Annotated in this window: 19 protein-coding genes, 1 tRNA gene and 1 pseudogene; 8 read left to right on the plus strand and 13 right to left on the minus strand. The window is 72.0% G+C overall.

Annotated features, from left to right (window positions below; genetic code table 11):
* Positions 1 to 4 precede the first annotated feature (4 nt).
* A complete protein-coding gene (sucC, locus tag AC4BGB_RS06615) occupies positions 5 to 1,192 on the minus strand; it encodes an ADP-forming succinate--CoA ligase subunit beta (protein ID WP_490545865.1) in 1,188 nt (395 codons plus the stop codon).
* A gap of 238 nt (positions 1,193 to 1,430) precedes the next feature.
* Between sucC and AC4BGB_RS06620 the strand changes: the two genes are divergently transcribed.
* Positions 1,431 to 3,587, plus strand: a complete 2,157-nt coding sequence (locus AC4BGB_RS06620; protein WP_490545867.1) for an alpha/beta fold hydrolase — start codon at positions 1,431 to 1,433, stop codon at positions 3,585 to 3,587.
* Positions 3,588 to 3,609: 22 nt separating this feature from the next.
* Here the strand turns inward: AC4BGB_RS06620 and AC4BGB_RS06625 are convergent, their stop codons facing one another.
* Positions 3,610 to 3,996, minus strand: coding sequence for a cobalamin B12-binding domain-containing protein (locus AC4BGB_RS06625; protein WP_490545869.1), 387 nt, complete (start codon positions 3,994 to 3,996; stop codon positions 3,610 to 3,612).
* A 233-nt stretch (positions 3,997 to 4,229) separates the two neighbouring features.
* Between AC4BGB_RS06625 and AC4BGB_RS06630 the strand changes: the two genes are divergently transcribed.
* Positions 4,230 to 5,030, plus strand: coding sequence for a M23 family metallopeptidase (locus AC4BGB_RS06630; protein WP_490545871.1), 801 nt, complete (start codon positions 4,230 to 4,232; stop codon positions 5,028 to 5,030).
* A gap of 49 nt (positions 5,031 to 5,079) precedes the next feature.
* On the opposite strand, the gene pcrA is transcribed toward AC4BGB_RS06630, so the two are convergent.
* The 3 genes from pcrA to selA form a co-directional block, all read right to left on the minus strand.
* Complete coding sequence (gene pcrA, locus AC4BGB_RS06635; RefSeq protein ID WP_490545873.1) at positions 5,080 to 7,602, minus strand: DNA helicase PcrA; 2,523 nt, start codon at positions 7,600 to 7,602, stop codon at positions 5,080 to 5,082.
* A gap of 81 nt (positions 7,603 to 7,683) precedes the next feature.
* Positions 7,684 to 9,492 carry a SelB domain-containing protein gene (locus tag AC4BGB_RS06640; protein WP_490545875.1) on the minus strand — a complete coding sequence of 603 codons (1,809 nt, stop codon included), beginning with the start codon at positions 9,490 to 9,492 and terminating at the stop codon, positions 7,684 to 7,686.
* Complete coding sequence (gene selA / locus AC4BGB_RS06645) at positions 9,492 to 10,811, minus strand: L-seryl-tRNA(Sec) selenium transferase (protein ID WP_490545877.1); 1,320 nt, start codon at positions 10,809 to 10,811, stop codon at positions 9,492 to 9,494. The genes AC4BGB_RS06640 and selA overlap by 1 nt, the downstream gene beginning before the upstream one ends.
* A gap of 111 nt (positions 10,812 to 10,922) precedes the next feature.
* Between selA and AC4BGB_RS06650 the strand changes: the two genes are divergently transcribed.
* A complete protein-coding gene (locus tag AC4BGB_RS06650) occupies positions 10,923 to 11,513 on the plus strand; it encodes a hypothetical protein (protein ID WP_490545879.1) in 591 nt (196 codons plus the stop codon).
* Between the two features lie 4 nt (positions 11,514 to 11,517).
* Here AC4BGB_RS06650 and AC4BGB_RS06655 read toward each other — a convergent pair.
* Positions 11,518 to 11,612 (minus strand) — tRNA-Sec (locus AC4BGB_RS06655).
* Between the two features lie 64 nt (positions 11,613 to 11,676).
* Here AC4BGB_RS06655 and selD point away from each other — a divergent pair.
* The 5 genes and pseudogenes from selD (at position 11,677) to nrfD (ending at position 18,310) form a co-directional block, all read left to right on the plus strand.
* A complete protein-coding gene (gene selD / locus AC4BGB_RS06660; RefSeq protein WP_490545880.1) occupies positions 11,677 to 12,702 on the plus strand; it encodes a selenide, water dikinase SelD in 1,026 nt (341 codons plus the stop codon).
* Positions 12,703 to 12,762: 60 nt separating this feature from the next.
* Positions 12,763 to 13,422 (plus strand): hypothetical protein, encoded by a 660-nt coding sequence (locus tag AC4BGB_RS06665; RefSeq protein ID WP_490545881.1) that lies wholly within the window; start codon positions 12,763 to 12,765, stop codon positions 13,420 to 13,422.
* 12 nt (positions 13,423 to 13,434) lie between these two features.
* Positions 13,435 to 16,191, plus strand: a pseudogene (gene fdh, locus AC4BGB_RS06670) (formate dehydrogenase); the annotation flags it as partial.
* Positions 16,191 to 17,201 carry a 4Fe-4S dicluster domain-containing protein gene (locus AC4BGB_RS06675; RefSeq protein ID WP_490545883.1) on the plus strand — a complete coding sequence of 337 codons (1,011 nt, stop codon included), beginning with the start codon at positions 16,191 to 16,193 and terminating at the stop codon, positions 17,199 to 17,201. The pseudogene fdh and the gene AC4BGB_RS06675, both read left to right, overlap by 1 nt.
* Positions 17,198 to 18,310, plus strand: a complete 1,113-nt coding sequence (gene nrfD, locus AC4BGB_RS06680) for an NrfD/PsrC family molybdoenzyme membrane anchor subunit (RefSeq protein WP_490545885.1) — start codon at positions 17,198 to 17,200, stop codon at positions 18,308 to 18,310. Before AC4BGB_RS06675 ends, nrfD begins: the two co-directional genes overlap by 4 nt.
* Positions 18,311 to 18,326: 16 nt before the next feature.
* Here nrfD and AC4BGB_RS06685 read toward each other — a convergent pair whose 3' ends face one another.
* The 7 genes from AC4BGB_RS06685 to AC4BGB_RS06715 form a co-directional block, all read right to left on the minus strand.
* On the minus strand, positions 18,327 to 19,433 hold the full coding sequence (locus AC4BGB_RS06685; protein WP_490545887.1) for an MBL fold metallo-hydrolase: 1,107 nt from the start codon (positions 19,431 to 19,433) through the stop codon (positions 18,327 to 18,329).
* 321 nt (positions 19,434 to 19,754) lie between these two features.
* Positions 19,755 to 21,095 carry a threonine/serine exporter family protein gene (locus tag AC4BGB_RS06690; protein ID WP_490545888.1) on the minus strand — a complete coding sequence of 447 codons (1,341 nt, stop codon included), beginning with the start codon at positions 21,093 to 21,095 and terminating at the stop codon, positions 19,755 to 19,757.
* Positions 21,096 to 21,181: 86 nt separating this feature from the next.
* Complete coding sequence (locus AC4BGB_RS06695) at positions 21,182 to 21,787, minus strand: response regulator (protein ID WP_490545890.1); 606 nt, start codon at positions 21,785 to 21,787, stop codon at positions 21,182 to 21,184.
* Positions 21,784 to 22,944, minus strand: coding sequence for a sensor histidine kinase (locus AC4BGB_RS06700; RefSeq protein ID WP_490545891.1), 1,161 nt, complete (start codon positions 22,942 to 22,944; stop codon positions 21,784 to 21,786). The genes AC4BGB_RS06695 and AC4BGB_RS06700 overlap by 4 nt, the downstream gene beginning before the upstream one ends.
* A 104-nt stretch (positions 22,945 to 23,048) precedes the next feature.
* On the minus strand, positions 23,049 to 23,828 hold the full coding sequence (locus AC4BGB_RS06705) for an ABC transporter permease (protein WP_490545892.1): 780 nt from the start codon (positions 23,826 to 23,828) through the stop codon (positions 23,049 to 23,051).
* On the minus strand, positions 23,825 to 24,859 hold the full coding sequence (locus tag AC4BGB_RS06710) for an ABC transporter ATP-binding protein (protein ID WP_490545893.1): 1,035 nt from the start codon (positions 24,857 to 24,859) through the stop codon (positions 23,825 to 23,827). Before AC4BGB_RS06710 ends, AC4BGB_RS06705 begins: the two co-directional genes overlap by 4 nt.
* Before the next feature lie 45 nt (positions 24,860 to 24,904).
* Complete coding sequence (locus tag AC4BGB_RS06715; RefSeq protein WP_490545895.1) at positions 24,905 to 25,507, minus strand: nuclease-related domain-containing protein; 603 nt, start codon at positions 25,505 to 25,507, stop codon at positions 24,905 to 24,907.
* Positions 25,508 to 25,511: the final 4 nt, after the last annotated feature.

A 25,511-nucleotide genomic window follows, 5' to 3' on the forward strand; every position in this document is an offset into this window, starting at 1 on the left:
GTGTTCAGGCCCCTGCCGCGTCGTTGGTGGCTGCGTGTGCGAGCTCAGCCGCCTTGGCGGCCGCGCCGTCCATGGTCTCCTCGATGACGACCAGCGGGTGGTCGGCCTCGGCGAGGATCCGCCGGCCCTCCTCCACGTTGTTGCCGTCGAGGCGTACGACGAGGGGCTTGTTCGCCTCGTCGCCGAGGATCTCCAGCGCGCTCACGATGCCGTTGGCGACCGCGTCGCACGAGGTGATCCCGCCGAAGACGTTCACGAAGACGGACTTGACCTGCTCGTCGCCCAGGATCACGTCGAGACCGTTGGCCATCACCTCCGCGGAGGCACCGCCGCCGATGTCGAGGAAGTTGGCCGGCTTCACGTTGCCGTGCTTCTCGCCGGCGTACGCGACGACGTCCAGGGTCGACATGACCAGGCCGGCGCCGTTGCCGATGATGCCCACCGCGCCGTCGAGCTTGACGTAGTTGAGCCCCTTCGCCTTGGCCTTGGCCTCGAGCGGGTCGGCGGCGTCCTTGTCCTCGAAGGCCGCGTGGTCCTCGTGGCGGAAGTCGGCGTTCTCGTCGAGCGAGACCTTGCCGTCGAGCGCCTCGAGCACGTCGCCCTCGAGCCGCGCGAGCGGGTTGACCTCGACCAGGGTGGCGTCCTCCTCGACGAAGACGGTCCACAGCTGCTGCACCATGGTGATCGCCTGGTCACGCAGCTCGGCGGGGAAGCCGACCTCCTCGACGATCGCGGTGGCCTTGGCCTCGTCGACACCGGTGCCGGGGTCGATCGGGATCTTCTTCACCGCGTCGGGGTTGGTCTTGGCGACCTCCTCGATCTCCACACCACCCTCGACCGAGGCGATGCACAGGTAGGACCTGTTGGAGCGGTCCAGCAGGAAGGAGAAGTAGTACTCCTCCACCGGCGGGGTCGCCGGGGTGACCAGCACCCGGTTGACCGGGAGGTCCTTGATGGTCAGTGCGAGGATCGCCTCGGCGTGCTGCTGCGCCTCTTCGGGGGTCTTGGCGATCTTGACGCCGCCGGCCTTCCCGCGGCCACCGGCCTTGACCTGCGCCTTGATCACGGTGACTCCACCGATCTCCTCGGCGGCCGCCTTGGCCTCCTCGGCGGTCTGCACGACCGTGCCGAGTGTCGCCTTCACACCATGCTTGGCGAAGAGTTCCTTCGCTTGGTACTCCATCAGGTCCACGGGTCAACCGCTCCTTTGTGGCATCGTTGGCATCGAGCATTGGGTCTTGCTGAGACTCGATGGGCGCCCGGGATCGACCCGGCGTCCGCTCCGCCCGACCTTAGACCCCGAGAAGGCCACACGGCCACGTCGGGGCGCGGGCGTGGAACCCATAGAGACGCAGGTCACGTCGATGACGCGGCTGCGACCCCGGCGGCCGGGGCTCGTGACCGGGGGCCTTTCCGCTCGTTGACCGGGCATGCCTCGCCCCACCGCGCTCGCCACGCTCCTGACCTGCAGCCTCCTGCTGGTCGCGGGCGTCCCCGGGCCCGCAACTGCCGCAGCCGCCGCGCTCCCGACCGGGACGGACCTCGCCTTCACCACCGAGGCGATCGAGATCTCGACGCTGGTCGGTCCCGGCTCGGACGTCCCGTGCACCGTGGAGGCCGACCTCTACCGCCCCGAGGGGGTGGACGCGGCCCACCCGGCGCCGGCGATCCTGACCACCCACGGCTTCGGCGGCACCAAGGACGACGACGGCCAGGTGGGCGCCGCGAGCGCGTTCGCGAAGCGTGGCTACGTGGTGATCTCCTACTCCGGGCTCGGCTTCGGCGGGTCCCAGTGCAAGATCACCCTCGACGACCGCGACCACGACGGCCAGGCGGGCAAGCAGGTCGTCGACGTGCTCGCCGGGAAGAAGACCTACACCCTGGACGGCGGCAGCGAGCCGCGCACGATCGACTACGTGGAGACCGAGGCGCAGGGCGACCCGAAGGTCGGGATGGTCGGCGGCTCCTACGGCGGCCAGATCCAGTTCGCCGTGGCCGCGCTCGACCCCAGGATCGACGCGCTGATCCCCACGATCACCTGGAACGACCTCTCCTACTCCCTGGCCCCGAACAACACCGACCAGGCCGGCGGCGTCAGCTACGCCACCCCGGGCGTGGCCAAGAAGCAGTGGATCGGCCTGTTCTTCGCCCTCGGGATCGTGGCCGGGCTGGAGTACGGCGGCGCCGACCCGGCCCGCAACGTGGGCTGCCCCAACTTCACCGACCAGGCCTGCCTGGCCGCCGCACAGCTGCAGACCCTGGGCTACCCCGACCAGCCGACCCTGGACCTGGCCCGGGGCGCGTCGGTGTCCGACTACCTGGCCGACATCAAGGTCCCGACCCTGCTCGTCCAGGGGCAGCGCGACACCCTGTTCAACCTCCAGGAGGCCGTGGCCACCTACCGCGCCCTGAAGAAGCAGGGCACCCCGGTGGCGATGTCGTGGTTCTCCGGCGGCCACTCCGGCGACGGGGTGCCCGACGACCTGGACCTCTCCGGCGGGGTCGAGGGCAGCCACCAGGGACGCCGCTGGATCCAGTGGATGGACCGCTACGTCCGTGGCGACGACTCCGCCGACCCGGGCCCGGAGTTCGAGTACTTCCGGGACTGGGTCGACCGCACCCAGAAGGGCGTCGACGCGGCCTACGCCGAGGCAGAGACGTTCACCGGCGCACCGACCTCGACCCTCTACCTCGACGGCACGAACTCCTTGACCTCCTCACCGGCCGCGGTGAGGACCGGCACCGCCAGGTTCGCGGTCTCGCCGGTGGGCAGCTCCTACTCCGAGCTCTCCGGGATCGGCGGGATGCTCCCCAGCGAGCCGCCCCCCTCGGACACGCCGGGCACCTTCGCGGCGTACACCACCGCGCCGCTCCAGCGCGACGCTGTGCTCGTCGGCTCCCCCCGGCTCACGGTGCGCATCGACGCGCCCGTCGCCGCCACGGCCCAGGGAAGCGGAGCCGCCGGCAAGCTCGTCGTGTTCGCCAAGCTCTACGACCTCGCCCCGGACGGCACCCGGACCCTGCAGCACCGGCTCGTGTCCCCCGCTCGGGTCCGCGACGTCACCCGACCGGTGCAGATCGAGCTCCCCGCGGTGGCCCAGCGGTTCCCGGCAGGCCACCGGATCCAGCTCGTGGTCGCCGGCGGCGACAGCGCCTACGCCAACAACCTCACCGCCGGGCCGGTGACGATCAGCACGAGCCGGCAGAGCCCCGGGGTCCTGGAGCTCCCGCTGGTGGGAGCAGGTCCCGGCGCGGTGCCCGGCAATCCCGGACCGGAGACTCCGGGACCAGAGACTCCGGGGCCGGGAACGGGCGAACCGGGGACGGGCGAACCTGCCGGCCCCAGCAGTGGCCACGGGCAGGCTGCCCCGGAGGAACCGGGCGGGCAGCAGGGCCAGCACGGACAAGCCGCCCAGGGCGCTGCGGTCGCAGCCGCCGGCGCGCTCCCCAGCACCGGTGGCTCCGGGGCCTCGGCGCTCGCAGAGACCGGCGCCGCCCGGGGCCTCACCGGTGTGGCGGCCCTGGGTCTGATGCTGCTGCTGTCGGGCCTGGTGCTGGTACGGCGCCGGACGCACCCGGACGTCTGAGACGGCCGGTCTGGGGCTCAGGTCAGTCGGGGAACCGCTGACTCACCCAGCCGGTGATCTCGCCGGTGGTGGCGCCGGGGGTGAAGATCTTGGCCACGCCGAGCGCCTCCAGCGCGGGGAAGTCCTCCTCGGGCACGATCCCGCCGCCGAAGACCGCGATGTCGCCGGCGTCGCGCTCCTTGAGCAGCTCGATGATCCTGCGGAACAGCGTCATGTGCGCCCCGGAGAGCACCGAGAGCCCGACGAGGTCGGCGTCCTCCTGGATCGCGGTCTCCACGATCTGCTCGGGGGTCTGGTGCAGCCCCGTGTAGATGACCTCGTGACCGGCGTCGCGCAGGGCGCGAGCGACGACCTTGGCTCCCCGGTCGTGGCCGTCGAGCCCGGGCTTGGCCACCACAATGCGCAACATGGCTGCAGGTTAGCGGGTCACCACCGGCGCGTGAGCGGGGCCACAGGCGAACCAGCGTCGCCTCTGGGCGCCTTCATCGTTGAGCGTGCGTGAAAAGCAACCGCATTTCACATGTCGTGACATGACCGTTATCGTGTTCGTCGCCTCCCACAAGGCCTAATGACGGGTATCACATGGCTAATCACCGCGCAGACCGCAGCCACCGGCCGCGACCTGCAGCCGGGCGACCCCAAGTGGCATCCGCGGGAGCAGGCGGGCGCCGTCGCGCCGACAAGCCGAAGCTCCTCTCGACGATCGTCCCGCTCCCCCTGCAGCTGCCGTCCGTGCCTGCGGTGGTGGGACTGATCAGCCTGGTCGCAGCCGGCGCCGGCGCGGTGCTCGTCGACGAGCAGGCCGCTGCGCCCCGCACCTTCCAGCTCTCCTCGGCCGGCCACCAGCACTCCGGCACCGACGCCGTCTCGGTGAACCTCGGTTCCCGCGAGCGGGCGATCAGCCGCGACTCCGAGCGCCAGGCGATGCAGGACGCCGCCCAGGCCGACCTCGCGGCCGCCGCCGAGCAGGACGCCGCCGAGCGCAACGCCGCCCTGAAGTCCCTCGGCAAGGCTGCCGAGGCCCGTGCGGGCGAGATCGCGAAGAACCAGTGGCAGCTGCCCACCACCGGCTACCGGTTGACCGGCCGGTTCGGCAGCTCCGGGAGCCTGTGGTCCAGCAACCACACCGGCCTCGACTTCGCCACTGCCTCCGGGACCCCCATCGTGGCCGTCGCCAACGGCGTGATCACCGAGACCGGGTCGGCGGGCGCCTACGGCAACCGCACCATCCAGACCCTCGCCGACGGCACCGAGATCTGGTACTGCCACCAGACCACCATCGGGGTCAGCGTGGGTCAGCAGGTCGTCGGCGGTACCCAGATCGGCACCGTCGGCTCCACCGGCAACAGCACCGGCCCCCACCTGCACCTCGAGGTCCGCCCCGGCGGCGGCGACCCGGTCGACCCGGCCCAGGCGCTGGCCTTCCACGGCGTCACCCCGTAGTCAGAAGGCCCGTAGTCAGAAGGCCCGTGATTCGCAGCCGGGCCAGCCGCTAGAGCTTCTCCACCGGGGCGTAGCGCAGCAGCAGCCGCTTGACGCCGTCGGTGCCGAAGTCGATCGAGGCGACCGCGTTGTCGCCCACGCCCTCCAGCGCCACCACCGTGCCCAGCCCGAAGCTGTCGTGCTGCACCCGGTCGCCGGGGTCCAGGGACGGGATCGGACGGCCGGCCTTGGCCTTCTTCGAGGCGTCCGAGCGGGCGGCCGCCGTACCGAACCGGCGCTGGATGCCGGAGCCGAACCCCGAGCCGACCGCTGCCCCGGACTGGCCGAAGGAGGGCCGGTTCCAGGAGGTCATCGCGTCCGCCGTACGCCGCCAGTCGACGAGGTCGACCGGGAGCTCGTCGAGGAACCGCGACGCCGGGTTGTGCTGGGGCGCGCCCCAGGCCGAGCGCACCACGGCACGGGAGACGTAGAGCCGCTCGCGGGCGCGGGTCAGGCCGACGTAGGCGAGGCGGCGCTCCTCCTCGAGCTCGGGCTTGTCACCCAGCGAGCGCATGTGCGGGAAGATCCCGTCCTCGAGCCCGGTGAGGAACACCACCGGGAACTCCAGGCCCTTCGCGGTGTGCAGCGTCATCAGGGTGACCACGCCCGGAGCAGCGGCTCCGTCCTCCTCCTCGGGGGCGTCCGGGATCTGGTCGGAGTCGGCGACCAGCGCCACCCGTTCCAGGAAGTCGACCAGCCCGGGCGGATCGGCCGGGGCCTCGACCGGGTCGCCCTCCTCGTCGTAGACCGCGGCAGGGTCGGCGGACGGCCCGGCCTGCGGGTCCTCGGCGAACTCGCGGGCCACCGCCACCAGCTCGGCGAGGTTCTCCACCCGGGTCTCGTCCTGGGGGTCGTTGAGCTCGGCGATCCGGTCCTCGAGCTCCTTGAGGTAGCCGCTGCGGGTCAGCGCCTGCTCCAGCACGACGTCGACCCGCTCACCGGCGGCGACCATCGACTGCAGCTGCTCGATCAGCTCGACGAACCCGCGGATCGCGTTCAGCGAGCGGGTGGCCAGGCCGGGAGCGTCCTCGGCGCGCTGCAGCGCCTCCCAGAACGTGATGCCGTCGCGCTGCGCCAGCCCGCCGATGCAGGCCTCGGCCCGCTCGCCGATGCCGCGCTTGGGGGTGTTCAGCACCCGGCGCAGGGACACCGAGTCGGCCGGGTTGGCGAGCACCCGCAGGTAGGCCAGGGCGTCGCGCACCTCGCGGCGCTCGTAGAACCGGACGCCGCCGACCACGCGGTAGGGAAGGCCTACCCGGATGAAGACCTCCTCGAAGACGCGCGACTGGGCGTTGGTCCGGTAGAACACCGCGACGTCGCCCGCACGCGCGTCTCCCGCGTCGGTGAGCTTGTCGACCTCCTCGGCCACGAACCGGGCCTCGTCGCGCTCGTCGTCACCGACGTAGCCGACGATCCGCTCCCCCGAGCCGGCGTCGGACCAGAGGTTCTTCGGCTTGCGGCTCTCGTTGCGGCTGATCACGGCGTTGGCCGCGGTCAGGATGGTCTGGGTGGAGCGGTAGTTCTGCTCCAGCAGCACCGTGCGCGCGTTCGGGAAGTCCTGCTCGAAGTCCATGATGTTGCGGATGTTCGCGCCGCGGAACGCGTAGATCGACTGGTCTGCGTCACCGACGACCATCAGCTCGGCGGGAGCCACGGCCTCGCCGGTTGAGCCGCCCCCGTCGGTCGAGCCTGTCGAGACCATCGACGCCGACGTGTCCTCCAGCCTGTCCGCGCACAGCTCGTGGATCAGGGCGTACTGCGCGTGGTTGGTGTCCTGGTACTCGTCGACGAGCACGTGGCGGAACCGGCGCCGCCAGTTCTCCCGCACCGCCGGGAACGCCCGGAACAGGTGCACGGTGAGCATCAGCAGGTCGTCGAAGTCGAGGGCGTTGGCCTGGCGGAGACGGCGCTGGTACTCGCCGTACGCCGAGGCGAACACCTCCTCCTGGCCGTTCGCGGCGTTGCGGGCCGCGTCCTCGTGGTCCTGCAGCTCGTTCTTGGCGTTGCTGACCCAGTTGAGGATCGACCGGGGCGGGTAGCGCTTCACGTCGAGGTCGAGGTCACGACAGACCTGGGTCATCAGTCGCTTGGAGTCCGCGGCGTCATAGATCGAGAAGCTGGACTTGAAGCCGAATTTGTCGATCTCCTTGCGCAGGATCCGCACGCACGCGGAGTGGAACGTGCTCACCCACATGATCCGGGCACGGCCCCCGACCAGCTCCTCGACGCGCTCGCGCATCTCCGCCGCGGCCTTGTTGGTGAACGTGATCGCCAGGATCGAGCCGGGGTGGGCGCCACGCTCGGAGGTCAGCCAGGCGATCCTCCGGGTGAGCACCCGCGTCTTGCCGGAGCCGGCGCCGGCGACGACCAGCAACGGCGTGCCCTCGTGGACCACGGCCTCGCGCTGCGGCTCGTTGAGGCCCTCGAGCAGCTGCTCCCGGGTGGGGCGTCCGGGGCGCGCCGGGCGCCGCCCTTCGCCCTCCGGAGTCGGGTCGGCGGCAGGAAGACCGGGGAGGGGAAACTGCGTCGTCATTTGTCCCCAACCCTACGTGCGGGCGGGGACATCCCCCACCTCGGCGGGAGCAGTGGTGGACCCGCCCGCTGGAGGAACCACTCAGCTGTTGGCGACCTGGCGGCGGTCGTCAGGCAGCCGCTGGGTGCGGCCGGTGCGGTCGAGGTGCTCCAGCAGCGGGAGGACGACGCGCCGGCTGGTGCCCAGACGCGACCTGGCCTCGCTGGCGGTGAACGGCTGGGCCAGCTCCTGGAGCCGGTCCACCGCCGCTCGGTCGGCCCCTGCGAGGAGCACGACGCCGGGGGCGAGGCGCAGCAGCCGGCCCGCCCTGGCGGCCGCCGCGACCTGTGCCTGGTCGAGCCCGAGCTCGCGGAGCCGGTCGGCCGTCGGTGCCGCGAACGGGTTCTCGGCCAGGTCCTCCGCCAGCGCGGCGAGGGCCTGCTCCAGCGGAGCCGGCAGCGCCGTCGCCGCCTCGGCCGAGGGATGCACCCGACCGTCGACGACTCGAAGCGGCGCAGGCACGACTGCGGCCACGAGAGCGGGGCTGGGCAACCCGGTCCGTTCTGCCAGCGTGGTCAGCGGCAGGCCGCGGTCCAGGGGCCGGGACCGCTCGTGCTCCGCGACCTCCGCCGCGACCCGGCGTGCCGCCTCGTGCGCCCGTCCGGCGCTCATCAACCAGGGCCCGGCGGAGACGATCCCCGGCGGGACCGGTGAGGTGGCGACGCCGATCCGGCGCAGCGTCGCGGTGTCGACGACCCCCCGCCGCTCGACCTCGACGGCCAGGTCGGGCTCACCGCTGGAGCCGGCCAGCGCCGCGGCGCGGGCCAGCGCCGCCCCGCGCCGCCGCAGCGGCGGAGGGAGAGGGTCGAGCACCCGGATCCCCCAGAGCTGCCTGCTCCCGGGGTCGCGCAGCAGCGCGCGGTCCCCCACCCGCAGCGGCAGCGGCCGCTCCAGGGTCAGCCGCACGAGGTCGTCGCCCAGCGGACGGCACCGGACGGTCAGGGACAGCGCCCCCACGTGCAGCATCGGCAGGGTGGGCAGCGCGCCCGCCTCGAACCCGCCTGTCTCTGGTCCGTCCGGGCCGAGCACCCGCACGTCGACGACCTCGGTCGACTCGTAGGCGTCCGGGGTGGTCAGGGTGCCGAGGTCGGTGTCCTCGAGGTCGCCGGTGAGGTTCAGCGCGACCCGGGCGACCCCGGAGGCGGACGCGACCGGCTCCCCCAGCGACTGCACGCCGCGCACCCGGACCAGGCCCGCCCCGGTGCTCAACGTGTCGCCGCGCGCGATGGTCCCGGCCGGCAGGGTGCCGGTGACGACCGTCCCCGCACCCCGGATCGTGAACCGCCGGTCCACCCACAGCCGCACGTCGGCAGCCGGGTCGGGGCTCGGCAGCGCCCGCACCATCTCGACCAGCCGGGCACGCAGCTCCTCGAGTCCCGCGCCGGTCACGCTGCTCACCGCCACAACCGGGGCGCCGGCCATCGCGGTGCGGCCCACCTCCGCGTGCGCTCGGGCCGCAGCGGGAGCCGGGTCGGCGAGGTCGCTCCTGGTCACGGCCACCACCGCGTGCCGCACCCCGAGCGCGTCGAGAGCCGCGAGGTGCTCGGCCGCCTGCGGCATCCACGGGTCGTCGGCGGCGACGACGAGCAGGACGGCCGGCACCGGGCCGACGCCGGCCAGCATCGTGGAGACGAACCGCTCGTGACCGGGTACGTCGACGAAGGCCACCTCGCCGGTGCCGTCCAGCCCGGAGCCTTCCAGCCCGGGCAGGGTGGTCCAGGCGTAGCCGAGCCGGATCGAGAGCCCGCGGCGATGCTCCTCCTCGAGCCGGTCCGGGTCGGTGCCGGTGAGCGCCTTGACGAGCGCGGACTTCCCGTGGTCGACGTGGCCCGCGGTGGCGATGACGTGCACTAGCGGCCCGTGAGCGTGTTCAGGGACCGTCGTACCGCCTCGACGAGGAGGTGGTCGTCCTCGGGGGACACCGCGACCAGGTCGAGCAGCAGCTGACCGCGCTCAACCCGGCCGACGACCGGGAGCGCGTCGTCGAGCCGCAGCGGCTCGGCGAGCTCGGCCGGGAGTGCCACCGCCGCGCTCTCCAGGGGCACCTCGGGTGCGCCGCCGCCACCCACCGCTGCCGCCGAGCGGACCGCGGTGGCCGTGAGCGCCCCGTCGGTGCGGACGCCGATCTCCTCCGCGACGCGGCCGGCCCGCTCCAGCAACTCCCCCGGGGTGGCCGCAAGCGCCGCCGCCACCGGGGGCGTCGGGCCGGTGAGCGTGGCCTCCAGCGCGGCCAGGGTCAGCTTGTCCACCCGCAGCGCGCGGGCGAACGGGTGCCGGCGCAACGACTCCACCAGGTCGGCGCGGCCGAGCATCAGTCCGCACTGCGGCCCGCCGAGGAGCTTGTCCCCCGAGGCCGTGACCAGGTCGGCGCCCGCCCGCAGCGCGGCCGAGGCGCTCGGCTCGTCGGGCAGCCGCGGGTGCGGGGCCAGCAGCCCCGAGCCGATGTCGACCACGACGGTCGCGTCCAGGGTGGCCAGCTGCTCGACCGGGACCGAGGCGGTGAACCCACGGACCACGAAGTTCGAGGGATGCACCTTGAGCACGAAGCCGGTCCGCTCGTCGATCGCGTCGGCGTAGTCGGCCAGGCGCACCTTGTTCGTCGTACCCACCTCGCGCAGGCGCGCCCCGACGGACTCGAGCAGCTCGTGGATCCGGAAGCCGTCACCGATCTCCACCATCTCGCCGCGCGCGACCACGACGTCGCGGCCCGACGCCAGCGCGCAGGTGACCAGGGCGAGTGCCGCTGCCCCGTTGTTCACCACGTGCACCCCTCCGGCGTCGGGGACTGCTGCGGCGAGCGCGGCCAGCGCGGTGCGGCCGCGGTGTCCACGGCGCCCGGTGGCGAGGTCGAGCTCCACGTCGGTGGCCCCGGCAGCCACCTGCAGCGCCTCCACGGCCGCCGCCGACAGCGGGGCCCGGCCGAGGTTGGTGTGCACCACGACGCCGGTGGCGTTCAGCACCCGGCGCAGCGACGACGCCGATGCCGGCAGCGCGGCCACCGCGGCGTCGGCCACCTCCTCGGGTGCGACCGCACCGCCGCGGCACCGCTCCAGGGCACTCGCCACCGCCTGCTTGACCAGGCCGGCACCGAGCCGCTCGCTCGCCGCGACCAGCCGCGGGTCGGCCAGCACGGCGTCGGTACGCGGCGTGGCCCTTCTCGGGTCCGGCACTCCGACCTCCCGGCAGGAAACGACAGTGGCAAGCCATCGTATGCAGGCCGGAGCGGTCCCGGGTGCCCGATGATGACCACACGACGCCACTTGGACCGAGGAGCGATCAGCATGAGCAACCCCGACAACGGGCCGACCGGGGCTTACCGGGAGCTGGTCGCAGCCGTCCGGGCGCGCACCGAGGGCACGCCGTACGTCCTCACCGAGACCGCTGGCGGCTTCGACGTGCGCATCGACCTCGAGGACGCCTCCTGGTACGCCGCGCTCTACAAGGAGCACCTGTCGACGGCGTGGACCTACGAGGTGAAGGTGGACGCCGCGACCAGGACGCTCTCGATCACCGACGTCGGGAAGGCCGTGACGTGGCGTGCGGGCGCCGAGGCCCGAGGCGGCATCCCGACCCCCGTGCTCAGCGGCGCCGGGTCGGTGTTCAGGGGACGCGCCTCGGGCAGGACCTTCCGGAGGGTCTACGCCATCAATGAGCAGGGCAAGTACGCCAAGGTCGTGGACATCTCGTTCAACCCTTCGGAGGGCCGCGATCTCATCCGCGGACCCGCCCGTGAGCTGGGCTGGACGGAGAAACGCGGTGTGTCCGAGCGCATCGGCCTCTACTTCGCGGTGTTCACGCTCGTGGGACTCGTGCTGGGCGGCATCGCGACCGCGATCCTGCTCGCGGTGATGGCCCTGAACGGCGACCTGTGAGCTGTGGCGGAGGCGGACGGGAATCGAACCCGCCTGACCGAGATGCTCGGCCACTACGGTTTTGAGGACCGCGCCCGTCACCAGACGAGGAACGCCTCCGCGGACACTCTAGGGGAGACCGAGAGACGAGACACCGGTTACGCGAGCCTCTAGCCTCGGGACCATGACCACCCAGCCCACCCAGGTCCGTCTCACCCAGTACGCCGCCGGCGGCGGATGCGCCTGCAAGGTCCCGCCGGGCGAGCTGGAACGGGTCCTCGCGGACCTCCCCGGCGGACGCGCCGGCACCAGCACCCCAGGCGGCTACGGCGAGCTGCTCGTCGGTCTCGAGCACGGCGACGACGGGGCCGCCGTACGCATCGAGGAGGGGCCGGACGGACGAGCGGTCATCGTCACCGCCGACTTCTTCACCCCCGTGGTCGACGACGCCTACGACTGGGGCCGGATCGCCGCGGCCAACGCGCTCTCCGACGTCTACGCGATGGGCGGCGAGCCCCTGCTGGCGATCAACCTGCTCGGGTGGCCGCGGGACCGGATCCCGTTCGAGCTCGCCGCCGAGGTGCTCCGCGGCGGGGCGGACGTGTGCCTGGAGGCCGGGACCCACCTCGCCGGCGGGCACAGCATCGACGACCCGGAGCCGAAGTACGGCCTGTCCGTCACCGGCTTCGCCCGCGCCGACCGCCTGCTCCGCAACGACGCCGCGAGCCCCGGCTCCGCGCTGACGCTGACCAAGCCGATCGGGGTGGGGGTGCTGAACAACCGGCACAAGGCCACCGGGGAGCGCTTCGAGCAGGCGATCAGCGCGATGACCACGCTGAACCGCGAGGCCTCACGCGCGGCCGTCGCGGCCGGGATCCGGGCGGCCACCGACGTGACCGGGTTCGGCCTGCTGGGCCACCTCTACAAGATGGCCCGGGCCAGCGGCGTGACCGCGGTCGTGGACTCCGCCGCGGTCCCCTACCTCGAGGGCGCCCGCGAGTCCTACGCCGAGGGGTTCGTCCCCGGCGGCAGCCGCCGCAACCTCGACTGGGTGCGGCCCCACCTCGACGCCGGGGTCGGCGAGGACGAGCTGGTGCTGCTCGCCGACGCGCAGACCTCCGGCGGCCTGCTCGTGGCCGGCGAGCTCCCGGGGCACCCGGTCATCGGTGAGATCATCCCGGCGGGCGAGTTCCCTCTCGTCGTACGCTGAGGTCCTGAGAGCATGGCCCCCCGGTTGCGGGGTACACGTGCCCAGACGGAAGGAGACGGGGTGACGGACGAGCACAGCGAGAACAGCCAGGCATCTGGCCAGGACTCCGGTCCGGCATCTGGTCCGGCATCTGGTCTGGCATCCGGTCTGGGCGCCCGTCTCGGCAAGACCTTCCTGTCCTGGCCCGTCGTCCGCCAGCTCAGCGGCTCGGACTTCCTGGGCCGTGGTGTCGCCGCCCGGTCGCAGCACACCGAGGAGATCACCGCCCGCACCGAGACCGCGGACCGGGTCGCCAAGAGCGTGTGCCCCTACTGTGCGGTCGGCTGTGGCCAGAACGTGTTCGTCAAGGACGAGAAGGTCATCCAGATCGAGGGCGACCCCGACAGCCCGGTCTCGCGTGGGCGCCTGTGCCCCAAGGGATCGGCCAGCAAGAACCTCGTCACCAGCCCGATGCGCCAGACCAAGGTCCGCTACCGCCGTCCCTACGGCACCGAGTGGGAGGACCTCGAGCTCGACGTCGCGATGGAGATGATCGCCGACCGGGTGGTCAAAGCCCGGGACGACTCCTGGCAGGACCTCGACGACGACAAGACCGTCCGCCGCACGTTGGGCATCGCCAGCCTCGGAGGGGCCACCCTCGACAACGAGGAGAACTACCTCATCAAGAAGCTGTTCACCGCGATGGGTGCCATCCAGATCGAGAACCAGGCGCGTATTTGACACTCCGCCACGGTCCCCGGTCTGGGGACCTCGTTCGGGCGCGGCGGCGCCACCGGGTTCCTCCAGGACCTGGCCAACGCTGACTGCATCGTGATCCAGGGCTCCAACATGGCCGAGGCCCACCCCGTGGGCTTCCAGTGGGTGATGGAGGCCAAGGCGCGCGGCGCCAAGGTCATCCACGTGGACCCCCGGTTCACCCGCACCAGCGCGCTCGCGGACACCTTCGTGCCGCTGCGCGTCGGCACCGACATCGCCTTCCTCGGTGGCGTCATCAACTACGTGCTGGAGAACGAGCTCGACTTCCGCGAGTACGTCGTGGCCTACACCAACGCCGCGGTGATCGTGGGCGAGGACTTCCAGGACACCGACGACCTCGACGGCCTGTTCTCCGGGTTCGACGCCGACACCCGCACCTACGACCCCACCAGCTGGCAGTACGCCGGGGAGGGTGCCTCGGGCGACGACAGCCAGGAGCAGGACCCGGTCACCCAGCGCGAGACCGCCAGCGGCCTCCAGCACGAGACCCACGGTGCCGGGATGCAGAGCGACCCGCAGCGCGACGAGACGCTGCAGGACCCGCGGTGCGTCTACCAGATCCTCAAGCGGCACTTCGCGCGCTACACCCCCGAGGTGGTCTCCCAGACCTGCGGCGTCTCGACCGAGGCGTTCCTCGAGGTCGCCCGGGCGTTCGCCGAGAACTCCGGCCGCGAGCGCACCACCGCGCTGGTCTACAGCGTCGGCTGGACCCAGCACAGCGTGGGCGTGCAGTACATCCGCACCGGCGCCATCCTCCAGCTCCTGCTGGGCAACATGGGCCGCCCCGGCGGCGGCATCATGGCCCTGCGCGGGCACGCCAGCATCCAGGGGTCCACCGACATCCCCACCCTGTTCAACCTGCTCCCCGGCTACCTCCCGATGCCGACCGCGGGCAAGGACGACTCCCTCGACGACTGGCTCGAGGGCGTGAGCCATCCCGGCTCCAAGGGGTTCTGGGCCAACGCGCGTGCCTACGGCGTGAACCTGCTCAAGGCCTACTGGGGCGAGGCCGCCACCGCCGAGAACGACTTCTGCTTCGACTACCTGCCCAAGATCACCGGGGACCACGGCACCTACCGCACCGTGCTCGACATGATCGACGGCAAGGTGAAGGGCTACTTCCTGCTCGGCCAGAACCCCGCAGTCGGGTCCGCGCACGGCAAGGCGCAGCGACTCGGGATGGCCAACCTGGACTTCCTGGTGGTGCGTGACCTCTTCGAGATCGAGAGCGCGACGTTCTGGAAGAACTCCCCCGAGATTGAGACCGGGGAGATCGTCACGGAAGAGTGCCGGACCGAGGTCTTCTTGATGCCGGCCGCCTCGCACGTGGAGAAGGAAGGCACCTTCACCCAGACCCACCGGATGCTGCAGTGGCGCGAGAAGGCCGTCGAGCCACCGGGCGACTGCCGCTCCGAGCTGTGGTTCTTCTACCACCTGGGCCGGATGATCCGATCGCGCCTCGAGTCGTCCACCGCGGAGAAGGACCGTCCGCTGCTCGACCTCGCGTGGGACTACCCGATGATCGGGGAGACCGACGACCCCGACGCCGAGGCCATCTTGAAGGAGATCAACGGCTTCGAGGTCGCGACCGGGCGGCCCCTCTCGACGTTCACCGAGATGAAGGAGGACGGCTCCACGCTGGGCGGCTGCTGGATCTACACCGGTGTCTACAAGGACGGGGTGAACCAGGCGGCGCGACGCAAGCCCGGCAAGGACCAGGACTACGTGGCTCCCGAGTGGGGCTGGGCCTGGCCGGCCAATCGCCGCACGCTCTACAACCGCGCCTCCGCCGACCCCGAGGGAAAGCCGTGGAGCGAGCGCAAGGCCTACGTGTGGTGGGATCCCGAGGCGGGCGAGGCCGGTGAGTGGACCGGGCACGACGTGCCGGACTTCGAGGTCACCAAGCCGCCGTCGTACCGCGCGCCGGAGGGAGCCGACGGCGTCGCGGGCATCGAGGGCATCGACCCGTTCATCATGCAGGGCGACGGGAAGGGCTCGCTCTACGTGCCGAAGGGGCTCATCGACGGGCCGATGCCGACCCACTACGAGCCGGTGGAGTCGCCGTTCCGCAACCAGATCTACGCCCAGCAGGCCAACCCCACGCGCAAGGAGTACAGCCGCGCGGAGAACCGGATCAACCCGAGCCCGCCCGAGGAACACAGCGAGGTCTTCCCGTTCGTGTTCACCACCAGCCGGCTCACCGAGCACCACACCGCCGGCGGCATGAGTCGCTACGTCGCGAGGCTCGCGGAGCTGCAGCCGGAGATGTTCATCGAGGTCTCCCCCGAGCTGGCAGCGCTGCGCGGCCTGGAGAACGGCGAGTGGTGCCACGTGGTCACCGCCCGCTCCGCGGTCGAAGGCCGGGTGCTGGTGACCGAACGGCTCTCGCCGCTCCGGGTGGAGGGACGCACGATCCACCAGGTGTGGTTGCCCTACCACTGGGGCACTGGTGGGATGGTGACCGGCGACTCGGCCAACGACCTGTTCGGGATCGCCCTCGATCCCAACGTCCTCATCCAGGAGAGCAAGGTGGGCACCTGTGACGTCCAGCCCGGACGCCGCCCCTCCGGCCGCGAGCTCCTCATCTTCGTCGAGGGCTACCAGCGCCGCGCGGGCGTGCTGCACGACCAGAGCAGACCGATCGTGACCGCAGGTCCCGGCGCGCAGGTGGACGACGCCGGCGACGAGACACCCGAGCCCACTGAGACACCCGAGCCCACCGAAGGATCCTGATGGCCGGCCCGCACAGCCTGTTCGGTCCCGTTGACCCCGCCTCCGACGCGGGCTACGAGGACAACCCCAAACGCAAGGGGTTCTTCACCGACACCAGCATCTGCATCGGCTGCAAGGCCTGCGAGGTGGCCTGCAAGGAGTGGAACGACGTCCCCGCAGACCACTTCGACATGCTCGGCTCCTCCTATGACAACAGCTTCTCGCTGAACGCCAACCAGTGGCGTCACGTCGCCTTCATCGAGCAGCCCAAGAAGTTCGGCCAGCAGGAGTCGGGGCTGCGTCGCCAGATCAAGGAGGACGCGCACCAGCAGGCGGTGAACCTCGGCATGCCCGCGATGTCTCCGCCCCGAGGCGAGAACGGGGTGGTGCTGCCCGACTCGGGCACCGACGTGCAGGCCGGCGAGGCCGACGCGGTGGACCGCCCGGACTTCCGCTGGCTGATGTCCTCCGACGTGTGCAAGCACTGCACCCACGCCGCGTGCCTCGACGTGTGCCCCACCGGCTCGCTGTTCCGCTCCGAGTTCGGGACCGTGGTCGTCCAGGACGACATCTGCAACGGGTGCGGGTACTGCGTCGCCGCCTGCCCCTACGGCGTGATCGAGCGTCGCAAGGGTCCCGAGGGCGCCAAGAACGTGGGCATCGCCCAGAAGTGCACGCTGTGCTACGACCGCCTCGACGCAGGCAAGCAGCCGGCGTGCTCGCAGGCCTGCCCCACCCAGTCGATCCAGTTCGGCGACGTCGAGGAGCTGCGCGAGCGGGCCAACGCCCGCGTGGAGAAGCTGCACGAGGCCGGGATCATGGACGCCCGGCTCTACGGCAACGACCCCGACGACGGCGTCGGAGGGACCGGCGCGTTCTTCCTGCTGATGGACGAGCCCGAGGTCTACGGGTTTCCGCCCGACCCGGTGGTCACCACCAAGGACCTGCCGGACATGTTCCGCAAGGCCGGGATGGCGGCCGTCGCCCTGTTGGCGGGCGCCGCGGTCTCGTTCGTGGGAGCTCGCAGGTGAACCCGCAAGCGGATCCGGATTCCGGCCCGGACCGGAGCAGGTCCCCGCAGGAGCTGGTCGAGCCGGTCGGCCACGAGGCCACCCCGGGATCCCGGGGGCGTAGGCGCCGTCGGCGCAAGGGGGGCGGGGCGGAGCAGTCGATGGTCCCGGACCCGACGTTCACCTCCTACTACGGTCGGCCGATCGTCAAGGCCTCGCCGTGGGAGGCCGACATCCCGGCGTACCTCTTCGCGGGCGGGCTCGCCGCCGGCTCCTCGCTGATCGCTGCCGGCGCCGACCTCACCGGCCGCCCGACGCTGCGCAGGTCGGCCCGGCTCGGCGCCATCAGCGCCCTGGGTTTCTCGATGGTGGCCCTGGTGCACGACCTGGGCAAGCCGTCGCGATTCCTGAACATGCTGCGGGTCGTGAAGCTCACCTCCCCGATGTCGGTCGGCACCTGGATCCTGTCGGTCTACGGCCCGTTCGCGGGTGCGGTGGCCGCTACCGAGGTCGTCGGGATGCTCCCGGAGCGCTACCGCGTCGGGCCGCTGCGGCTCGCGGCGTACGCCGACCGGCCCGCCGGCCTGCTCGCCGCCCTGTTCGCGCCGCCGGTGGCGTCCTACACCGCCGTGCTGCTGGCCGACACCGCGACGCCGTCGTGGCACTCGGCCTACAAGGAGCTGCCGTTCGTCTTCGTGGGTTCCGCGGCGGCCGCCTCGGCAGGCCTCGGGATGATCACCTCGCCCCTTTCGGAGACCGCTCCCGTGCGTCGGCTGGCGCTCGGCGGCGCCGTGCTCGAGCTGGTGATGGAACGCCGGATGGAACACACGATGGGGATCACGGCCGAGCCGCTGCACCAGGGCAAGGCCGGGCGGCTGATGACGGCTGCCAGGAACCTGACCCTCGCCGGCGCCGCGGGGTCCCTGCTCGCGGGGCGCAGCCGCACCGTCGCGGTGCTCTCCGGCGCAGCCCTGATGGCCGGCTCGGCGTGCACCCGGTTCGGGATCTTCGAGGCCGGCCAGGCCTCGGCGAAGGACCCCAAGTACACCGTGGTCCCCCAGCGCGAGCGCGTGCAGCGCGGCGAACCGGTCCGCTTCGAGCACCCCACGTCCACCAGCCCCGAGAGCTAGACCAGAGCCCCGAGAACTAGACCGACGCGCGCCACCACGGCTCGGTGGGCAGGGCGCCGTCGAGCTCGAACCGCCCGCCCGGCGCGGGCAGCGCCAGGGCGACCCCAGCGCCCGCGGCCTCCTCGAGCAACCGCTCGACCGGCTCCGACCACTCGTGGAAGGCGAGGTCGAAGGTGGCCCAGTGGATCGGGAGCAGCGCCGCCCCGCCGACCTCGCGGTGGGCCCGGACCGCCTCCGCGGGATTCATGTGCACGTCGGGCCAGCGGGGGTCGTAGGCACCGATCGGCATGATCGTGAGGGCGAACGGGCCGTGCCGCTCGCCGATCTCGGCGAACGCGGGCGTGTAGCCGGTGTCGCCGCCGAAGAAGACCCGCTGCCGCTGCCCGGCCAGCACCCAGCTGGCCCAGAGCGTGGTGTTGCTGCCCAGGCTGCGTCCGGAGAAGTGCCGGGCCTCGGTGCAGGTGAAGGTGAGCCCACGCACCTCGTGGGACTGCTCCCAGTCGAGCTCCACGATGCGGTCCTCGGGGACCCCCCAGCCGCGCAGGTGCTCACCGATCCCGAGCGGCACCACGAAGGGGAAGCGGTTCCCCGCCGCCGCGCTGCTCGCGACCAGGGTGTCGATCGTGGCGGTGTCCAGGTGGTCGTAGTGGTCGTGGGAGATCAGCACCGCGTCCAGCCGGGGCAGGTCCGCCAAGGCCATCGGCACCGGGTGGTTGCGCCGGGGGCCGACCTTGCGCGAGGGCGAGACCCGGTCGCTCCACACCGGGTCGGTGAGCACCCAGTGGCCCTCGATCTCCAGCAGCACCCCGGCGTGCCCCAGCCAGGTCGCCGCGAGATCGGCGGCCTCGGTGGGGAGGTCGGGGGTCGCGAGCCGGACCGGCCGTCGTGGCTTGCCGCGCGAGCCCTTGGTGGCGAACTCAGCAGCGAGCCCGGCCGTGCCCCCCTCGGGCGCCTCGGTCGCGGGCAGCCGGTTGTGGAACAGCCCGTCCCGGAACTGGGGCGAGTCGGCGTAGTCGAGGCGGCGGTTGCCGGCGCCGAGCGAGCGGCGTACGCCCCGGGCCGCCGTGAGCAGCGTGGGAGCCGACACCAGGGCGGCCAGGAGCGGGAGACGGGAACGGATCACCGGGACAGTCTTCCGGGTGACCCCAACACGAGTGCGACCAGGTCTCGTGACTCACCTCTCGTGACATCCGTGACAGATCCGGGGCATGACCAGGCACCCGCTAGCGTTGGAACTTATGATTGGAACGATCCAATCAGCATCAGAAACCGGCGCGACCCCTCGCGCACAACCCCCCGAGGAGGAACCTTGAGCATCCTGAAACGCACGCTTCGCACCCTCAACCGCCATACGCTGTGGTCGTTCAACACCCAGGCTCCGCTGTTCCGGCGCCACTGAGGCTCCGCTGTTCCGGCGCCACTGAGGCCGGTGGCCGGGCGGGGATCAGCCGGTCTTGCTCCGGCTACGCCGGGACAGGTGGCCGTGCATGACCCCCACCAGGCGCGGACCCGCGAGACGCCCCTCGATGCGCCTGGCGTTGCGCTTGAGCGGCTGGGCGATGTACTCCCCCAGGATCACGCCGGCCGCGAGCGCGATCGTCGTCGCCGCCGCGGCGGAGATCTGCAGGATCCCCTGCGAGCTGCCCTCGGACATCGAGCTCAACCCGCGGTAGATCAGCAGCCCGGGCAGCATCGGCACCAGGGCCGGGACGATCACCACCAGCGGGGGTGCCCCGACCCGGCCTGCGACCGTGTAGCTGACCACGCCGATCACGACGGCGGCACAGGCCGGCGCCCACGGCATCGCCACCGCCGGGTCGCGCACGGCCAGGAACGCGAGGTGCCCCAGCAGCGTGGTCATCGCCACGGCCGGTAGCGCCCGCACGGGCGCATAGCTGGTCAGCGCGAACGCACAGGCCGCGACGATGGCGCCGACGAGCACCAGCGGCGTCTCGGCCAGGCCCGACTCCCCCGGGCGTACGTCGGTCAGGCTGAGCCCGAGCGTCTGGGCGAGTGCCAGCCCGGCCGAGACACCGGCGATCAGCCCGGCCGTGGCGAGCAGCGCCTCGATGATCCGGGCTCCTGCGGTGATGTAGAACCCGGACAGGGCATCCTGGATCGCGCCCATGAACCCGATCCCGGACAGCAGCAGCACGATGCTGGCGGTGATCACCAGCGAGGGGTCCACGTCCAACCCGAGCCAGTCCCTGCCGAGGGCGCCGGTGCCGACTGCCAGCAGCGTGGCCAGCAGTCCGCCGGCGATCTGCTGGTAGAACATCGGCCACCGCTGCCGGTTCATCGTCCGGGTGAGCATGGTGATCAGCGCCGCGGCGATCGCCGCGACGACGGTGATCACCACACCGCTGCCCAGGACGAGCGCGATCCCGGCGCCCACCGCAGCGGAGCCGAGCACCACCGCCCACCGCGGCAGCCAGTGACCCGTGGAGTTCACCCGGGCCACCTTGGCGCGCGCCTCGATCAGGGTGACCCGGTCCAGCAGCACGTCGCTCACCAGGTGGTGGGTACGGGTCAGGTCGTCGTAGTCGATCTCGCGCTGGCTGATGGTCCGCGTCAGCAGCACCGGCACTTCGTCCGGGTCGTTCTGGTAGCCCATCCGCAGCATCGTGAACGTGACGTCCACGTCGGCGTTGCGCAGACCGTAGTGACGGGTGATGGCAAGCATCGTCGCGGTCACGTCGGCGGCACCGGCGCCGGACGAGAGCAGGATCTCGCCGACCCGGAGCGCGAGGTCCAGGACCTTGTAGGTCTCGCGGGAGTCGGTCATCACACGGGAATGTTGAGGCTTGTCGCAGGGCGCGTCGTACCGCTCACGCTGCCGGGGTGAGGGGACTCACACGAGGCCGGCGACACTCAGATCCAGCCCATCCGGCGAGCGGTCGCCGCGGCCTCGTGACGGTTGCCGGCACCCAGCTTTGCTGCCGCGCTGGAGAGGTAGTTGCGCACGGTCCCCGGGGACAGGTGCACCCGCCGGGCGATGTCGTCGACCGGCGCCCCGCCCGCCGCCGCCTCCAGCACGTCGGCCTCCCGCGGGGTCAGCGGCGAGTCCCCCGCCGCGATCGCCTCGGCAGCGAGCTCCGCGTCGACGTGGCGTCCTCCGGCGTGCACGATCCGCACCACCTGGGCCAACGTCGCCGCCGAGGTCGTCTTCGGCAGGAACCCCTTCACCCCACTGGCGAGTGCCCGCTTCAGGTAGCCGGGGCGACCGTGGCTGGTGACGATCAGGCACCCACACGACGGCAGCACCCGCCCGAGCTCCTCGGCGACCGTGATCCCGTCCTGGTCGGGCATCTGCAGGTCGAGGACGGCCACGTCGGGCGCGGTGGCTCGTGCTGCCGCCAGCGCCTCGGCGCCGGTGGCGGCCTCCGCGACGACCTCGAGGTCGTCCTCGAGGGAGAGCATCTGGGCCAGCGCGCTCCGGATGAGGTTCTCGTCGTCGGCGAGCAGCACCCGGATCACGGGACCACCCCGGCACGGGAGCCGGTCGCGGGCAGCTCCACCCGTACGACGAACTCCTCACCTTCGCGCCCGGCGCGGAGCGCGGCGCCGGACGGAGCCAGCTGCTCGGTGAGACCGGCCAGTCCGCTTCCTGCGGTGCTTCCCGGATGCTCGCTGCCGGATGGGTTCTCGAGCCCGTCGTTGCGGATCACGACCGTCCCGCCGACGTAGGACATCTCCACCCGGGTCGCGCCGGAGTGGCGCAGCACGTTGGTGACCGCCTCCCGGACCACCCTGGCCACGGGCTCGTGCCAGGCCGAGGGAAGGCCGTCGAGATCGGCGGTGGCGGCGATCCCGGCTGCCTTGAGCAGCGAGACCGCGCCGTCGAGCTCGGCACTCAGGTCCAGCGGCCGGTAGCCACGAGCCAGCTCGCGCGCCTCGCGCAGCGCCTCGTGCGCGGTCTCCCGCACCTGCAGGATGCGGTCGGCGGCGCGGGCGTCACCGCGCCCCGCGAGCGTCGCGGCGAGCTCGGCCTGGACCGCGATCGTGGAGAGCTGTCGCCCCATCACGTCGTGGACGTCCCGGGAGAACCGGAGCCGTTCCTCGGCCACGGCCAGGGCCGCCTGATTGGTGCGGGCCCGTTCCAGCTCGATCACCACCCCCATCAGCCACAGCGAGCTCTGCACCGTGAACGTGAAGAACAGGCCGACCACCGCGCCGCCGATGGCGAGGCCGAGGTGACCGGTGGGCACCAGGACCAACGCCGGGTAGGCCAGGAACAGGCCCCACTGGAAGGCTCGGTCCCGCAAGCCACCCATCCCCCAGGACAGTGCCATCACCACGATCAACGCGCCCGCGAACTGCGACTTCTCCGGCAGCAGCAGGACGAGCCCCTCGGCCAGGAGCGCCGCGGCGACGAGCGGAACCAGCCGGGACCAGGGCACGGGAGAGGTGGCCGGGTGGAGACTGATCACCGCTCGCATCGCCAGCGTGCTGGTGACGCCGAGGACGATGGTGCCCAGGACCAGCCCGAGCACCTCAGCACGCGCCATGGGGTATGCCAGGGCACTCACGGCGCCGCTGAGCAGCACGAACCACAAGATCACGTAGAGCGAGCCGAGGGTGTAGAGCCGGACGCGCTGCACCTCGCTGCGGCGGGCCCACCCCCACGGGTCCATCGCCCGACCAAGAGACCGGCCCAATGACCGGCCCGATGATCGGCCCGTCATCGCGACACCCGTTCGTCCGCTCGTCCGCCCACGGGCCGATCCTGTCAGGCCGCTCAGGACCGTGGCTCCCACGTCATCGAGCGCCGCGCCAGCACTCCGGCGATGACGGTCCACGCGACGAGCACCCCGACGGCCGGAGCCGCCTCGACCCAGGTCTGCGCGAAGCTCACGGTGGCCGGGTCGACCATGTCGGTGGTGCGCCCGAACCAGGCGATCCGGACGAGGTCGTTGACCGCTGCCCCGGGGGTGAGCGCGACCCAGGCGTGAGCGGCCTCGGGAAGCGCCGGCTTGAGCAGTCCCCCGGTCGCCAGGAGGATCACCGGCAGGCTGGTCAGCTGGGCGGCCTCCGCCGTACGAGTCCACGCCGCGGTCCAGAACGCCAGCGCCGCGAACGCGACGCACGCCAGGAGCACCCCGACGAGCACGAGCAGCGGGTTCGCCGGGAGGTCCAGGCCGGAGGCCATCGAGATCGGCACCGTCACCAGCGTCACCACCAGGGTGATCGCCAGGCCGGGCAGCGCCAGCGACGCCAGGATCTCCGGGTCGGTCGCCTCACCGGTGCGCAACCGCTTGAGCACCAGCTCGTCGCGCCGGGTCACCGTCATCGAGAGCAGGTTGTAGTAGACCGGGAACAGCAGCGCCATCAGCAGCACCGTGCTCACCCCGGCCATCCCGGCCATCATGTCGCCGCGGTCGCCGAGGAAAAGCAGCGCCAGCGGGAGCAGGGGCATCACGAACGCATAGGCGAGGGTCAGCCGGTTGCGGACGATCGTGATGACGTTGGTGCGCGCCAGCCCGGCGACGCGCTGGGCAGCAGGGGCGAGGGTGCTCATCGTGAGCTTCCTTCCGTGACGGTGCGGAGATGGTCGTCCGGTGCCGCGGCAGCCGACTCGTGCTGGTCGTCCCCGTGCTGGTCGTCCCCGTGCTGGTCGTCCCCGTGTTGGGCGATCGCCAGGAAGACCGACTCGAGGCTGGCGCTGCGGGCACTGATCCGCTCGAGGCGTACGCCGTCGCGCTCGGCCCAGAGCAGCACCGCGGTCAGCACCCGCTGCAGGTCGTGGGTCTCGATGGTGGTCAGGTCACCGTGGCGGGAGACCTGCACGTCGGTGAGGTCCGGGAGCGCCCGGTCAAGGGTCGCGAGGTCAAGGGTCGCGAGGTCGGGAGTCGCGAAGGAGATGGTCGCCGGGTGGTCGGCGACGATCGAGTCGGCCGTGCCCTCCTTGACGATCCGGCCGGCGCGCATGATCGAGATCCCGTCGGCCAGCGTCTCGGCCTCCTCGAGGTAGTGCGTGGTGAGCAGCACCGTCGCCCCCGACTCCTTGAGGTCCTGCACCAGCCGCCACACCTGCCGGCGGCTCTCGGGGTCCAGCCCGGTGGTCGGCTCGTCGAGCATCACCACGTCCGGGCGTCCCGACAGCGTGCAGGCCAGGTCGACCCGGCGCTGCTCACCTCCGGAGAGCGCGCGCATCGGGGTACCGGCCTTGTCCGCCAGGCCCAGCATCTCCAGCGACTCGGCGACCGGGCGGGCGTCGGTGACGGTGGCGGCCCACATCCGCACGGTCTCGGCGACGGTGAGGTCGGCGACGAAGCCGCTGCGCTGGAGCAGCACGCCGGTACGACGTCGTACGGCGGCCCGGTCCGCGATCGGGTCCAGGCCCAGCACCCGCACCTCCCCCGCGGTGGGCGAGGCGAGCCCTTCGATCACCTCCAGGGTGGAGGTCTTGCCGGCGCCGTTGACGCCGAGCAGGGCATGGATCGTGCCGCGGCCGATGTTCAGGTCGATCCCGCGGACCGCCTCGAAGGCATCGTCGCCGGTGCCGTAGCGGCGCCGCAGGCCGCTGACCGTGATGGTGTGCTCGCTCATGCCTCCAGCATCAGCGATCCAGCGCACGGCCAGTAGTGCGTGATGTCACCGGTCCGGCGAGGATCCGCCCGCTGAGTACTGACAGATGTCATGGGCGCACTTGTCGTGCCCGCACCGGGAGGGTTGCAGGGCCACCAGCGGCAGCGGCATCGGCCCGAGCAGCGACGCGGTCCGGTGCACCACTTGCGCGGACAGGACCTCGGGGCCGGAGGTGATCTCCTCCACCAGGTGCCCGGGCGAGCAGACCAGCACCGTCCCGGCGCGGGCCGCGAACGCCAGCGAGCCGGTGACGCACACCACCGGCACGACCACGCTGTTCCTGCCGCTGCTCGGGCCCGCATCCAGCGAGGGCACCAGTGCGCGTACCGCCTTCGCCGACCGCACGGCGTTCGCGGTGGCCCGGGGGTGCCGGCGACCGTTCTTGAGCACCATCCCCCCGCGGACACCCACCTCGCCGAAGACCTCCAGGGTGTCCACCACGAAGACTCCCTGGGGACCGACCAGCACCCGGTCGATGTTCTCCTTGCCGCGTCCGGGCCGGGGGACGTCGGCGAAGACGTGCCACCGACGCGACAGCCGGGTCAGGGCCTCGGGAAGGGTCTCCTCGGGACCCGGGATATCGCGGGACACCGCAACGCGCACCGGCATCGGC

It is taken from the genome of Nocardioides sp. Z30_9, assembly GCF_058215735.1.

What these genes read in the sequence shown, in the direction of transcription:
- AC4BGB_RS06700 (WP_490545891.1), bottom strand. Translation starts at nt 22,944, where the DNA reads ATGGACCCGTGGGGGTGGGCCCGCCGCAGCGAGGTGCAGCGCGTCCGG.
- pcrA (WP_490545873.1), bottom strand. Translation starts at nt 7,602, where the DNA reads ATGACGACGCAGTTTCCCCTCCCCGGTCTTCCTGCCGCCGACCCGACT.
- AC4BGB_RS06690 (WP_490545888.1), bottom strand. Translation starts at nt 21,095, where the DNA reads ATGACCGACTCCCGCGAGACCTACAAGGTCCTGGACCTCGCGCTCCGG.
- AC4BGB_RS06715 (WP_490545895.1), bottom strand. Translation starts at nt 25,507, where the DNA reads ATGCCGGTGCGCGTTGCGGTGTCCCGCGATATCCCGGGTCCCGAGGAG.
- AC4BGB_RS06675 (WP_490545883.1), top strand. Translation starts at nt 16,191, where the DNA reads ATGGCCGGCCCGCACAGCCTGTTCGGTCCCGTTGACCCCGCCTCCGAC.
- AC4BGB_RS06625 (WP_490545869.1), bottom strand. Translation starts at nt 3,996, where the DNA reads ATGTTGCGCATTGTGGTGGCCAAGCCCGGGCTCGACGGCCACGACCGG.
- AC4BGB_RS06650 (WP_490545879.1), top strand. Translation starts at nt 10,923, where the DNA reads ATGAGCAACCCCGACAACGGGCCGACCGGGGCTTACCGGGAGCTGGTC.
- selD (WP_490545880.1), top strand. Translation starts at nt 11,677, where the DNA reads ATGACCACCCAGCCCACCCAGGTCCGTCTCACCCAGTACGCCGCCGGC.
- AC4BGB_RS06705 (WP_490545892.1), bottom strand. Translation starts at nt 23,828, where the DNA reads ATGAGCACCCTCGCCCCTGCTGCCCAGCGCGTCGCCGGGCTGGCGCGC.
- AC4BGB_RS06620 (WP_490545867.1), top strand. Translation starts at nt 1,431, where the DNA reads ATGCCTCGCCCCACCGCGCTCGCCACGCTCCTGACCTGCAGCCTCCTG.
- AC4BGB_RS06710 (WP_490545893.1), bottom strand. Translation starts at nt 24,859, where the DNA reads ATGAGCGAGCACACCATCACGGTCAGCGGCCTGCGGCGCCGCTACGGC.